The organism is Xanthomonas chitinilytica, from assembly GCF_026107455.2.
In the GTDB taxonomy this organism is placed as follows: domain Bacteria; phylum Pseudomonadota; class Gammaproteobacteria; order Xanthomonadales; family Xanthomonadaceae; genus Stenotrophomonas; species Stenotrophomonas chitinilytica.
Window position 1 is genome coordinate 63,922 of the sequence record NZ_JAPCHY010000016.1, and the last position, 13,446, is coordinate 77,367.

Below are 13,446 nucleotides of genomic sequence, written 5' to 3' on the forward strand. Positions count from 1 at the left end.
GCCGCGGATCGCATCCGGCCCTCAAGTTCCGCCGCCGCAGCGCCGATACCTGCAGCATGTCCCATGACCTGCTCAACCGCATCGACCAGCGTACGCGACTGGCCGGCCACAATCGTCTGGCCCTGCTGCTGTTCCGGCTGGGTGGACGTCAGCTTTTTGGCGTGAACGTGTTCAAGGTGCAGGAAGTGCTGCGCCGGCCCTCGCTGTTCCAGGTTCCCGGGCTGCCGCAGCAGTTCGCCGGCGTGGCCGACGTGCGCGGCCGCTCGGTGCCGGTACTGGACCTGGGGCTGGCGATCGGCCATCCCGAGCGCGAACCCGACGCCGATACCGCCCCCGGCTACCTGGTGGTGACCGAGTTCAACCGCTCGATCCAGGGGTTCCTGGTCAGCGGCGTCGAACGGATCGTCAACATCGCGGTCGAGGACATCCACCCGCCGCCGGAGCTGGGCGCCGAATCCAGCTACCTGACCGCCGTGACCCGCTTCCAAGGCGAGCTCATCCAGGTGATCGACGTCGAGAGCGTGCTGGCCGACATCGCCCAGCTGCGCAACGAAGCGGTGCTGGACCCGTCGATGGCGCTGCCCTCCGATGCGCCGCCGCTGCAGGTGCTGGTGGTGGACGATTCGCGGGTGGCGCGCCAGCAGATCCGCAGCGTGCTCGACCAGCTGGGGGTGACCGCCACCCTGCTGTCCGACGGCCGCCAGGCGCTGGACCACCTCTTGCAGATCCATGCCGCCGGCGAGAACCCGGCCGAACGCTACGCCATGGTCATCTCCGACATCGAGATGCCGGCGATGGACGGCTACACGCTGACGACGGAAATCCGGCGCCATCCGGGCCTGGCCGGCCTGTACGTGCTGCTGCATACCTCGCTGTCGGGCGTATTCAACAACGCCATGGTCGAGCGCGTGGGCGCCAACGCCTTCGTCGCCAAGTATTCGCCGCACGAACTGGCCGATTTCGTGCTGGAACGCCTGCGCCAGGTCGCCTCCGCCGCCGCGGCCTGATCCTTCTCCGCTTCAGGGGGAGGTCCGGCCGGCCCCGCTTCCACCGGGCCGGCCGGCCCATTACCGCCCGCCGCCGCATCATGCACGGGCCCGCACAACCGGCCCCGCCGCCCCTGCCGATCGCCGCGGGCAGGGCCGGCTTCTGGCACGCCGCTTGCCTCTACCCCGGCAACGTTCCGTGGGAAGCGCGCCATGCCCAACCTGATTTCCGACTACCTGGGGGTCCATGCCCAGGCCATGCCGTTGCGCGAGCAGCGGATGAAGATCATCGCCAGCAACCTGAGCAACGCCGACACCCCCGGCTACAAGGCGACCGACCTGGACTTCGACGCGGCCCTGCGCCATGCCCAGGGCAGCGCCGGCAACGGGCAGCTGACCGCCACCGACGCGCAGCACTACCGCATCGGCGGCGACGGCCTGAACCCGTTCCAGGTGCTGCGCGAAGGCCTGCAGCCCAGCCTTGACGGCAACACCGTCGACCCGGATGCCGAACGTGCCGCCTATGGCCGCGCCGCGCTGGAATACCGCGCCTCGCTCAGCTTCGTCGAGTCGAAGGTGCGTTCCATGCTGACCGCCATCACCGGCCAATAACGGAGCGCCGCCATGAGCAACCTGCCCATCTTCGACATCGCCGGTTCCGCGCTGCAGGCGCAGTCGGTGCGCATGAGCACCATCGCCTCGAACCTGTCCAACGCCGACTCGCTGGCCGGCTCGCCCGAGGCCGTCTACAAGCCGCTGGAACCGATCTTCCAGGCCGTGACCAGCCGCGAGGACCCCAACCTGACCTCGGTGCAGGTGAAGGAAATCCGCGAAAGCGACGCCGCGCCGATCAAGCGCTACGAACCCAACCATCCGCTGGCCGACGGCGACGGCTACGTCTATGCGCCGGACATCGACCCGGTCGCGCAGATGGTCAACCTGATCTCCACCTCGCGCAATTACCAGGCCGGCGTGGAGATGCTCAACACCGCCAAGGAACTGGCGCTGGCCACCCTGACCATGGGCCGCTGAGCGCACGCCCCGGAGCATCGAACATGACCACCACTTCCAACGTCGGCAGCGACGTCTATTCCGCGCTGGGGCTGACCGGCAACGGCACCACCACCAACAAGAAGAAGGACACCCTGGACCAGGCCGACTTCCTGCGCCTGATGACCACCCAGCTGCAGCACCAGGATCCGCTCAAGCCGATGGACAACAGCCAGATGGTGGCGCAGATGGCGCAGCTGTCGACCGTACAGGGCATCAACGACCTCAACAGCACGGTCCAGGGCTTCCAGCAGGCGATGTCCAGCGACCAGATCCTGCGCGGCGCCGCGCTGGTGGGCCACGAGGTGCTGGTGCCGTCGAGCAAGCTCGCGCTGGAGGACGAGGGCGACGTCAGCGGCACCGTCGCGGCGCCGTCGGCCGGCTTCGTCACCGTCGACGTCACCGACGCCAACGGCGTGCTGGTCAGGCAGGTCAGCGTGGAGGCCAAGGAGGCCGGCGAAGTGGCGTTCTCCTGGGACGGCACCGACACCGCCGGCAACCGCATGCCGGCCGGCAGCTACAGCATCAGCGCCAGCCACAGCGACACCAGCGGCGAGAAGACCAAGCTCAACACCTACGTGCAGGCACCGGTGGAGAGCGTGACGGTGGGCTCGGACGGGCTCTACCTCAACCTCAAGGGCCTGGGTACGGCCCCGATCGACTACGTGCTCCGCATCAGCTGAGCCGGCCAACAGGAACCAACCAAGGAACTCCCATGAGCTTCAACATATCGCTGTCCGGCATCAACGCCGCCAATGCCGATCTGAACGTCACCGCGAACAACATCGCCAACGTCAACACCACCGGCTTCAAGGAGTCGCGCGCCGAGTTCGCCGACCTGTTCTCGTCCACCAGCTACGGCCTGTCGCGCAACGCCATCGGCTCGGGCGTGCGCCTGACCAACGTGGCCCAGCAGTTCTCGCAGGGCAACATCGACACCACCGGGCGCAGCCTGGACCTGGCGATCGAGGGCGAAGGCTTCTTCACCCTGAACATGAACGGCGCCCGCGTGTACTCGCGCGCCGGCAACTTCCAGCCCGACAGCAACGGCTACGTGATCAATCCCCAGGGCGCACGCCTGCAGGTGTTCGCACCGAACGCCGACGGCACCAACTTCGATTCCGGCCGCCTGACCGACCTGCAGCTGCTGACCACCGACAGCCCGCCGCGGCAGACCACCTCGGTCGACCTGATGTTCACCCTGCCCGGCAACGCCTCCGAGCCCACCGTCAGTCCGTTCGACCCGACCGACTCCAACAGCTACAGCCATTCCACCGGCGGCGTCACCGTGTACGACTCGCTGGGCGTGGGCCACACCCAGACCTCGTACTTCGTCAAGACCGCCAACCCGAACGAATGGGAGGTCTACAACTACGTCGACGGCGTCGCCGCCGGCGCGCCGACCACCCTGCAGTTCTCCGACAGCGGCGCGCTGACCGCCCCGGCCAACGGCCAGATCACGCTGGATCCGTTCACCCCCAGCACCGGCGCCGGCGTGCTGAACATGTCGCTGAACCTTTCCGGCTCCACCCAGTACGGCGAGAAGTTCGCCCTGCGCGACACCCGCCAGGACGGCTATGCCGCCGGCAAGCTCAACGAGATCAGCATCTCCGCCGACGGCGTGGTCTACGCGCGCTACTCCAACGGCGACGACCGGCCGCTGGGCCAGGTGGCGCTGACCACCTTCAACAATCCGCAGGGGCTGCAGAACCAGGGCAACAACCTGTGGGCCGAGACCTTCGCCTCGGGCACCCCGCGCACCGGCGCGCCGGACACCTCCGACCTGGGACAGGTCCAGTCCGGCTCGCTGGAAGCCTCCACCGTCGACCTGACCGAGCAGCTGGTGAACATGATCACCGCCCAGCGCAACTTCCAGGCCAACGCACAGATGGTCTCCACCCAGGACCAGATCACCCAGACCATCATCAACATCCGTTGATGAGGGCCGCTGACCGCACCACGGGATACCGCTGATGGACAAGGCTCTCTACGTCGCCATGACCGGTGCCCGCGCCTCGCTGCAGGCGCAGGGCACGGTGTCGCACAACCTGGCCAATACCGACACCCCCGGCTTCAAGGAAGCGCTGGCCAATACCGAGGCCTTCCGCATCCAAGGCCCGGGCCATCCCTCGCGCATCGACGCGCTGCACGTGGACGCCGGCTTCAACCGCCGCGTCGGCGCGCAGATGGTCACCGGCAACGCGCTGGACCTGTCGCTGCAGGAGGGCAACTGGCTGGCGGTGCAGGCGCCCACCGGCGGCGAGGCCTATACCCGTGGTGCGGCGCTGTCGCTCACCCCCAATGGCCAGCTGGTGACCGCCGGCGGCCATCCGGTGCTGGACGAGAACGGCAATCCCCTCGCCGTTCCGCCCTACCAGGCGCTGGAAATCGGCAACGACGGCACGCTCTCGATCATCCCGCAGGGCGAAGGCCCGCAGACCATGGCCATCATCGGCCGCGTGCGCGTGGTGCAGGCGCCGGACGAGCGGCTCGAACGCGGGCTGGACGGGCTGATGCGCAACACCGACCCGCAGCAGCCGTTCGCCCAGGCCGCCGGCAAGGCGCTGGACAGCGGCGTGCTGGAAGGCAGCAACGTCGATGCCGCCGGCGCGCTGGTGCAGATGATCCAGCTGCAGCGGCAGTTCGAGATGCAGGTCAAGGTGATCAAGCACGGCGACGAGAACGCGCGCAGCGCCAACACCCTGCTGCGCCTGAGCAGCTGACGCCGGGGCACGACGTAAAACCGGCGCGGTTCTGGCACGCGCCATGCATCAGCAAGTACAGGGGCCGCCACCGGCGGCCGGCACCATCAGCAGAGGATCGTTCCATGAATCAGGCTTTGTGGGTCGCCAAGACCGGACTGGATGCGCAGCAGACGCGCATGTCGGTCGTATCCAACAACCTGGCCAACACCAACACCACCGGTTTCAAGCGCGACCGTGCCAGTTTCGAGGACCTGCTGTACCAGCAGGTGCGCCAGCCCGGCGGCTCGACCTCGGCGCAGACGCAGCTGCCGACCGGCCTGCAGCTGGGTACCGGCGTGCGGGTGGTCTCCACTTCCAAGCATTTCGAACAGGGCAGCCAGCAGCAGACCGGCCGCGCCCTGGACGTGATGGTCAACGGCCGCGGCTTCTTCGAAGTGATGATGCCCGACGGCAGCTCGGCCTATACCCGCGACGGCACCTTCCAGATCAACGCCCAGGGCGAACTGGTCACCAACAGCGGCCACCCGGTGCAGCCGGGCATCCAGATCCCCGAAGGCGCGCAGTCGGTGACCATCGGCAGCGACGGCACCATCAGCGTCAAGATGGCCGACGAAGCGGCCTCGGTGGAAATCGGCTCGCTGAGCCTGACCGACTTCGTCAACCCCGCCGGCCTGCAGGCCAGGGGCGAGAACCTGTTCGTCGAAACCACCGCCTCCGGCCCGGCGCAGAACGGCACCCCCGGCCTCAACGGCCTGGGCACCGTGGTCCAGGGCGCACTGGAAGGCAGCAACGTCAACGTGGTCGAGGAGCTGGTGTCGATGATCGAGACCCAGCGCGCCTACGAGATGAACGCCAAGGCCATCTCCACCACCGACCAGATGCTGTCCTACCTCAACAACAACGTCTGATCCCGCCTTCCCGGATACCGCCATGTCCCGTCTTCTTCCCCTTGTCCGCCTGACCGCTGCCGCCACCGGCATCGCCCTGCTGGGCGGCTGCGTGATCGCCGGCGATGTGCGCCCGTATCCGCCGATGGCGCCGGTGGCGCCCATCGTCGCGCCGTCGGCCGCCCCCAGCGCCGGGGCGATCTACGCCGCCGGCCCCGGCCTGAACCTGTATGGCGACCGCCGTGCACGCGACGTCGGCGACCTGCTCACCATCGTGCTGGTGGAAAGCACCACCGCCAGCACCACCGCCAGCACCGCGATCAGCAAGGAATCGGAAGTCGGCATCGGTACCCCGACCCTGTTCGGCGCGCCGGTCACGCTCGGCGGCAAGGACATCCTCAGCGCCTCGGCCAGCGGCGAGCGCGACTTCAACGGCCGCGGCAACAGCGCGCAGAGCAACCGCCTGCAGGGCAGCGTCACCGTGACCGTGGTGCAGCGCCTGGCCAACGGCAACCTGGTGGTGCAGGGGCAGAAGAACCTGCGCCTCAACCAGGGCGACGAGCTGGTGCAGATCCAGGGCATCGTGCGCTCGGCCGACATCGCCGCCGACAACACCATCGCCTCCAGCAAGGTGGCCGACGCCCGCATCGCCTACGGCGGCCGCGGCCCGGTGGCGCAGTCCAACGCGATCGGCTGGCTGGGCCGCTTCTTCAACTCGGCGCTGGCGCCGTTCTGAGCATCGACATGAGCCTGCATACCCTCTCCTCGCGCCTGTTCGCCATCGCCCTGCTGGCGCTGGCCGGTGCCGCTCCCGCCAGTGCCGAGCGCATCAAGGACCTGGCCCAGGTCGGCGGCGTGCGCGGCAACGCGCTGGTCGGCTACGGCCTGGTCGTGGGCCTGGACGGCAGCGGCGACCGCACCAGCCAGGCGCCGTTCACCGTGCAGAGCCTGAAGAACCTGCTGGGCGAGCTGGGCGTCAACGTGCCGGCCAACGTCAACCCGCAGCTGAAGAACGTGGCGGCGGTGGCGATCCACGCCGAGCTGCCGCCGTTCGCCAAGCCCGGCCAATCGATCGACATCACCGTCTCCTCGATCGGCAACTCGGTCTCGCTGCGCGGCGGCTCGCTGCTGATGGCGCCGCTCAAGGGCGCCGACGGCCAGGTCTATGCCATCGCCCAGGGCAACCTGGTGGTGGGTGGCTTCGGCGCGCAGGGCCGCGACGGCTCGCGGGTATCGGTCAACATCCCCAGCGTCGGCCGCATCCCCAACGGCGCCACCGTGGAACGCGCCCTGCCCGATGTGTTCGGCGCCGGCGGCGAGATCACCCTGAACCTGCACAAGAACGACTTCACCACCGTCTCGCGCATGGTCGCGGCGCTGAACAACGCCTTCGGCGAAGGCATGGCGCGCGCGGTCGACGGCGTCACCGTGGCGGTGCAGGCACCGACCGACCCGGGCGCGCGCATCGGCCTGCTGGCGCGCATCGAGAACCTGGAAGTGTCGCCGGGCGCCGCCCCGTCCAAGGTGGTGGTCAATTCCCGCACCGGCACCATCGTGATCGGTTCGCAGGTGCGGGTCAGCCCGGCGGCGATCGCCCATGGCTCGCTGACGGTCACCGTCAGCGAATCGACCAGCGTCAGCCAGCCCAATGCCTTCGGCGGCGGCCAGACCGTGGCCATCCCGCAGTCGAGCGTCACCGCCAGCAACGACGGCAGCCGCATGTTCAAGTTCGAAGGCGGCACCACGCTGGACGAGATCGTGCGCGCGGTCAACGAGGTGGGCGCCGCCCCGGGCGACCTGATCGCCATCCTCGAAGCGCTGAAGCAGGCCGGTGCGCTGAGCGCGGAACTCGAGGTCATCTGACGATGCGCATCGCCGCCACGCCAATCGAACTCAACCCGGCCACGCGCAACGATCCGGCGCGGATCGACCAGGTCGCGCGCCAGCTCGAGGGCCAGTTCGCGCAGATGCTGATCAAGAGCATGCGCGACGCCAGCTTCGGCGATTCGCTGTTCCCCGGCGAAAACACCATGTTCCGCGAGATGTACGACCAGAAGATCGCCGAGGCGATGACCCGCGGCAAGGGCCTGGGCCTGTCGGCCATCATCGCCCGCCAGCTGGGCGGCGGCAGCGCGGCCGAAACGCCGGCGCTGGACACGTCGCTGGCCAAGCCGGCCGAAGCGGCGCGCGCCTACCAGCTGACGTCCCCCGCCACCCTGCCGGCATCGCTGCCCGGCCGCGACGCCGACGAAGCCGATGCGCTGGCACGCCTGCCTTCCGATGCGCAGGCGCGCGTACTGCAACCGATGGAGCGCGCCCTGGACCTGATCGCCGGGCGCGAAAGCAGCGCCATGCATGCCGCGCAGGGCCGCAGCGAGCCCTATTCGATGCCGGCCGCCTCGCTGCCCGCCCAGGAGAACTGGGCGATGGCCGACGATCGCTGGCAGGACCTGGACGCCCTCGCCCGCCAGCGCGGCCGCGCGCCGGGCAGCGTCGACAGCGTGGCCGCCGGCACCGCCGCGCGCCAGCTGGGCGCGCATACGCCGGAAGGCTTCGTCGCCAGCATCTGGCCGCACGCGCAGCAGGCCGCGCGCGAGCTCGGCGTCAATCCGCGTGCACTGGTCGCCCAGGCCGCGCTGGAAACCGGCTGGGGCCGCAAGCTGATCCAGCGCGATGGCGGCGGCAGCGCGCACAACCTGTTCGGCATCAAGGCCAGCGGCTGGAAGGGCGAACGCGCCACCACCGGCACCCATGAGTACGTCAACGGCGTGCGCCACAACCAGACCGCCAGTTTCCGCGCCTATGCATCGCCGGCCGAGAGCTTCGCCGACTACGTGCGGCTGCTGAAGACCAACACCCGCTACCAGCCGGCGCTGCAGGCCGGCGGCGACGTGCGCGGCTTCGCGCAGGGGCTGCAGAAGGCGGGCTACGCCACCGATCCGTCCTACGCGGCCAAGATCGCCGCCATCGCCAACGGCCCCACCATCGACCGCGCGGTGGCCGCCATCGGCGACGCCGGCGCGCGCCTGGGCTCCCGATTCGCCAGCAACGCCAGCCCCACCGGGCTGGGCATGATCCGCCGTTGAGATAAACCACCATGTCAAGCGTACTTTCCACCGGCAGCAGCGCCCTGATCGCGTTCCAGCGCGCCCTGGCCACCGTCAGCCACAACGTGGCCAACATCAACACCGCCGGCTACAGCCGGCAGAAGGTGGACTTCGCCACCCGCAATCCCACCGATGTCGGCTATGGCGACGTCGGCAACGGCACCAAGATCACCGACATCCGGCGGGTGGCCGACCAGCTGGCGATCTCGCGCCTGCTCGACAGCAGCGGCGAACTCGCACGCCTGCAGCAGCTGTCGGCGATGGCCGACCGGGTCGATGCGCTGTTCTCCGACAACGCCACCAACGTCGCCGGACTGTGGTCCAACTTCTTCGACTCGGTCAGCGGCCTGTCGTCCAATGCCTCGGCCACCGCCGACCGCCAGAACCTGCTGGACAACGCCAACTCGCTGGCCACCCGCTTCAAGCAGCTCAACACCAACCTCGACTCGCTCAACAGCGAGGTCAACAACGGCCTGATCTCGGCCGCCTCGGAAATCAACCGGCTGGCGGCGGAGATCGCCCAGATCAACGGCACCATCGGCAGCAACGCCGCCACCGCCGCGCCCGACCTGCTGGATCGCCGCGACCAGCTGATCGCCAACCTGATCGGTTACACCGGCGGCACCGCGGTGATCCAGGACGGCGGCGCGATGAACGTCTACACCGCCGGCGGCCAGGCGCTGGTGGTCGGCACCACCGCGTCCAAGGTCACCACCATCGCCGACCCGTACCAGCCCGAGCGGCTGCAGCTGGCGCTGCAGACCCAGGGCATGACGGTCACCCTGGAGGCCAAGTCGCTGGGCGGCCAGGTCGGCGGACTGCTGCAGTTCCGGCAGGACGTGCTGACCCCGGCCCAGGCCGAACTGGGCCGGCTGGCGGTAGGCCTGGCCAGTGCGTTCAACGACGCCCACCACCAGGGCATGGACCTCTACGGCCAGCTCGGCGGCGACTTCTTCACCTTCGGTTCGCCGCGGGTGTCGGCCAACAGCGGCAACGCCGGTACCGCCAGCCTCAGCGCCAGCTTCGGCGACCTGTCGGCGCTGGACGGACAGAACCTGGTGCTGAAGTTCGACGGCAGCAACTGGGTGGCCAACCGTGCCGACACCGGCGCCAGCGTGCCGGTCACCGGCAGCGGCACCGCCGCCGACCCGCTGGTGATCAACGGCGTCCAGCTGGTGGTGGACGGTACCGCGGTGGCGAACGACCGCTTCCTGCTGCAACCCACGGCCGGCATGGCCGGCAGCCTGGGCGTGGCGATCACCGACACCTCGCGCATCGCCGCCGCCACCCCGGTGAAGGCGACCACCGACCTGTCCAACATCGGCACCGGCAAGGTCAGCGGCCTGAAGGTGACCGACGCCGGCGACGCGAACCTGCTCGCCGGCTCGTCTATCGAATTCATCGACGCCAACCAGTACACCATCGATGGCGCCGGTCCGTTCCCCTACACCCCCGGGCAGACCATCAGCGCCAACGGTTGGAGCCTGGTGCTGGACGGCGCCCCGGCCGCCGGCGACACCTTCAGCGTCGACGCCACCGGCGCCGGTTCCAGCGACAACGGCAACGCCCTGCTGCTGGCCAACGTGGAAGAGCTCAAGGCCTTCAACGGCGGCACCGTCACCCTCAACGGCGCGCTCGGCGGCCTGACCACCCAGATCGGTTCGGCGGCCCGTGCCGCCGAGTACTCGCTGCAGGCGCAGAAGGCGATCAACGACAACGCGCAGGCCGCACGCGACTCCGTCTCCGGCGTCAACCTCGACGAGGAAGCCGCCGACATGCTCCGGCTGCAGCAGGCCTACCAGGCCGCGTCGCAGCTGATTTCCACCGCCGACACCATGTTCCAGACCATCCTGAGCGCAGTACGCCGATGATCAATCGCATCTCCACCAACATGATGTACAACCAGTCCGTGTCGCTGATGCTCGGCAAGCAGGCCAAGCTCTCGCACTTGGAACAGCAGCTGGCGACCGGCAAGCGGCTGGTCAGCGCCAAGGACGATCCGGTCACCGCCGGCACCGCGGTCAACCTGGATCGCACGGTCGCCGAGCTGGCGCGCTTCCAGCAGAACGCCAACGTCGTGCAGAACCGCCTGGGGCTGCAGGAGAACGCCCTGCAGCAGGCCGGCGAGATGATGTCGCGCGTCACCGAGCTGACCATCCAGGCCAACAACCCGGCGCTGTCCAGCGCCGACCTGCAGGCCATCGGCGCCGAGCTGAGGTCCATCCATGAAGGGCTGCTGGCGCTGGCCAACAGCACCGACGGCAATGGCCGCTACCTGTTCGCCGGCGCCAGCGACGACTCCACCGCGTTCTCGCTCGCCAACGGCATCATCAGCTACAACGGCGACCAGACCCAGAAGCAGGTGGAGGTCGCGCCGCAGACCTATGTCGCCGACGCCCTGCCGGGCAGCGAGATCTTCATGCGCATCCGCACCGGCGACGGCACCGTGGACGGCAGCAGCGGCGCCGGCAACACCGGTACCGGCGTGTTGACCGATCTCAGCCGCGACAGCAGCAGCGGCAACTGGAACGGCGATAGCTACACCGTCCGCTTCACCGGCCCCGATACCTACGACGTGCTCGATGCCGGCGGCAACCCGATCCAGAGCGGCACGTTCAAGGCCGGCGAGGACATCAGCTTCCAGGGGCTGCGCATCCACGTCGAAGGTGAACCGGCCGCCGGCGACACCTTCGGCATCGGTGCGGCCGGCACCCGCGACATCTTCTCCACCATCACCGGGCTGATTTCCGCCCTCGAGATGGATACCGCCACCCCCGCCGCGGCGGCCGCCCAGCAGAACGTACTGCAGGCCGGCATCCGCGACGTGGCCCGCGCCGCCGAGAAGATGATCGACGCCCGTGCCTCCGGCGGCTCGCAGCTGATGGCGCTGGACAACGCCGCCGCCCTGCGCGAAGCCAACGAAGTGACGATCAAGACCACGCTGTCGAGCTTGCGCGACCTGGACTACGCCGAAGCCATCAGCCAGTACCAGCTCGAAAGCGCCGCACTGCAAGCGGCGCAGACGATCTTCAGCCAGATGCAGTCGATGTCCCTGTTCAACATGATCCGCTGATCCACCACCGGGGCATCCGCCTCACCTGCCACCCACGCAACGCATACCCCTTGCCAGACCCAAGAAGACCTGACGGAGAAGAGAAATGGCACAAGTCATCAACACCAACGTGATGTCGCTGAACGCACAGCGCAACCTGAACACCAGCGGCGCCTCGCTGGCCACCAGCATCCAGCGCCTGTCCTCGGGCCTGCGCATCAACAGCGCCAAGGACGATGCCGCCGGCCTGGCCATCTCCGAGCGCTTCACCACCCAGATCCGCGGCCTGGACGTGGCCGTGCGCAACGCCAACGACGGCATCTCGCTGGCCCAGACCGCCGAAGGTGCGATGGTCGAGATCGGCAACAACCTGCAGCGCATCCGCGAGCTGTCGGTGCAGTCGGCCAACGCCACCAACTCCGAATCCGACCGCAAGGCGCTGGATGCCGAAGTCAAGCAGCTGGTCGAGGAAATCGACCGCGTCTCGCGCCAGACCAACTTCAACGGCACCACCCTGCTGGACGGCAGCTTCTCCGGTGCCCTGTTCCAGGTCGGCGCCGACGCCGGCCAGACCATCGGCATCAACAGCATCGTCAATGCCCGTACCAGCGCCATCGGCGCCACGGTATTCGCCAAGGATGCCGAAGGCACCGCATTGGATACCGCCGCCGTGGCCGCCCTGACGCCCGATGCCGACGATCCGACCAAGGTCGTCCTGGCCGGCGGCACCATCAACGACGTCACGATCGGCGATCTCAAGCTGGACGCCAGCGCCACCGGGAAAGAGGCCGCCAGCGCCCTGCAAAGCGCCATCAATGCCAAGATGGACCAGACCGGCGTCTACGCCAGGCTTGACGTCAATGCAGCTGGCGACGAGTTCACCGTCAGCCTGGTCGCGATCAAGGGCAACACCAACATCGTCACCGGCGGCTTCGGCGATTCTGCTTTCACCGATCCCGACGAAATCGATCTCACCACGGCCGCCACCTTCGACCGCGTGCATGCCGAAGATCTGGACATCACCACGGTCGAAGGCGCCCAGCGTGCCCTGTCCATCATCGACAACGCCCTGACCTCCGTGAATTCCTCGCGTGCCGAGATGGGTGCGATCCAGAACCGCTTCACTTCCACCATCGCCAACCTGTCCACCACCTCGGAAAACCTGTCGGCCTCGCGCAGCCGTATCCGCGACACCGACTACGCCAAGGAAACGGCCGAATTGACCCGCACGCAGATCCTGCAGCAGGCCGGTACCGCCATGCTCGCCCAGGCCAATACTTCCACCCAGAACGTGCTGAGCCTGTTGCAGCAGTAAACCGCTTCCCGGCATCCGCCCGAGCAAAGGCCCCTCCTGGAGGGGCCTTTTCTTTTGGCGTTCCGTGGCGCCGCTCTTGCCATCGGCAGGACCTTGCAGGAGCGACGCCAGTCGCGAACTTTTGCCGGAATGGCACCTCCGGAAACGGCGTCTATCACACCCCGGCCACCGCGGATCGCGTTGCGCTGCGTCGGCGCTAAAGGAACCCTCTTCGTTGCCGTTATCGATTCCAGCAGCGGCAATGGCTCACGGCCCCTCCCCTGCCCCAGGTACCGGTACGACAAGGCACCGGATCAAACGTCAAAGAGGAAGCAGCCACCATGGCACAAGTAATCAACACCAAC

Annotated in this window: 13 protein-coding genes; all 13 read left to right on the top strand. The window is 68.3% G+C overall.

Going from position 1 to position 13,446, the window contains the following annotated elements; genetic code table 11:
• Nucleotides 1-56 precede the first annotated feature (56 nt).
• The 13 genes from OK345_RS15905 (at nt 57) to OK345_RS15965 (ending at nt 13,102) form a co-directional block, all read left to right on the top strand.
• On the top strand, nt 57-1,007 hold the full coding sequence (locus OK345_RS15905; RefSeq protein WP_265128991.1) for a chemotaxis protein: 951 nt from the start codon (nt 57-59) through the stop codon (nt 1,005-1,007).
• A gap of 192 nt (nt 1,008-1,199) precedes the next feature.
• Complete coding sequence (gene flgB / locus OK345_RS15910; protein WP_265128992.1) at nt 1,200-1,598, top strand: flagellar basal body rod protein FlgB; 399 nt, start codon at nt 1,200-1,202, stop codon at nt 1,596-1,598.
• Between the two features lie 12 nt (nt 1,599-1,610).
• A complete protein-coding gene (gene flgC, locus OK345_RS15915) occupies nt 1,611-2,018 on the top strand; it encodes a flagellar basal body rod protein FlgC (RefSeq protein WP_265128993.1) in 408 nt (135 codons plus the stop codon).
• 23 nt (nt 2,019-2,041) lie between these two features.
• Complete coding sequence (locus OK345_RS15920; RefSeq protein WP_265128994.1) at nt 2,042-2,719, top strand: flagellar hook assembly protein FlgD; 678 nt, start codon at nt 2,042-2,044, stop codon at nt 2,717-2,719.
• Nucleotides 2,720-2,751: 32 nt separating this feature from the next.
• Nucleotides 2,752-3,975 carry a flagellar hook protein FlgE gene (gene flgE / locus OK345_RS15925; RefSeq protein ID WP_265128995.1) on the top strand — a complete coding sequence of 408 codons (1,224 nt, stop codon included), beginning with the start codon at nt 2,752-2,754 and terminating at the stop codon, nt 3,973-3,975.
• Between the two features lie 34 nt (nt 3,976-4,009).
• A complete protein-coding gene (locus OK345_RS15930; protein ID WP_265128996.1) occupies nt 4,010-4,759 on the top strand; it encodes a flagellar basal body rod protein FlgF in 750 nt (249 codons plus the stop codon).
• Between the two features lie 104 nt (nt 4,760-4,863).
• Complete coding sequence (gene flgG / locus OK345_RS15935) at nt 4,864-5,649, top strand: flagellar basal-body rod protein FlgG (RefSeq protein WP_265128997.1); 786 nt, start codon at nt 4,864-4,866, stop codon at nt 5,647-5,649.
• Nucleotides 5,650-5,671: 22 nt separating this feature from the next.
• Nucleotides 5,672-6,364, top strand: coding sequence for a flagellar basal body L-ring protein FlgH (gene flgH / locus OK345_RS15940; protein WP_265128998.1), 693 nt, complete (start codon nt 5,672-5,674; stop codon nt 6,362-6,364).
• A gap of 8 nt (nt 6,365-6,372) precedes the next feature.
• Entirely contained in the window at nt 6,373-7,491 is a 1,119-nt protein-coding gene (locus tag OK345_RS15945; protein ID WP_265128999.1) for a flagellar basal body P-ring protein FlgI, read from the top strand.
• Nucleotides 7,492-7,493: 2 nt separating this feature from the next.
• Nucleotides 7,494-8,714 (top strand): flagellar assembly peptidoglycan hydrolase FlgJ, encoded by a 1,221-nt coding sequence (gene flgJ, locus OK345_RS15950; RefSeq protein WP_265129000.1) that lies wholly within the window; start codon nt 7,494-7,496, stop codon nt 8,712-8,714.
• A gap of 11 nt (nt 8,715-8,725) precedes the next feature.
• Entirely contained in the window at nt 8,726-10,606 is a 1,881-nt protein-coding gene (gene flgK, locus OK345_RS15955; protein WP_265129001.1) for a flagellar hook-associated protein FlgK, read from the top strand.
• Entirely contained in the window at nt 10,603-11,808 is a 1,206-nt protein-coding gene (flgL, locus tag OK345_RS15960) for a flagellar hook-associated protein FlgL (RefSeq protein WP_265129002.1), read from the top strand. Before flgK ends, flgL begins: the two co-directional genes overlap by 4 nt.
• An 85-nt stretch (nt 11,809-11,893) precedes the next feature.
• Nucleotides 11,894-13,102 (top strand): flagellin, encoded by a 1,209-nt coding sequence (locus tag OK345_RS15965; RefSeq protein WP_265129003.1) that lies wholly within the window; start codon nt 11,894-11,896, stop codon nt 13,100-13,102.
• The last annotated feature ends 344 nt before the right edge of the window (nt 13,103-13,446 follow it).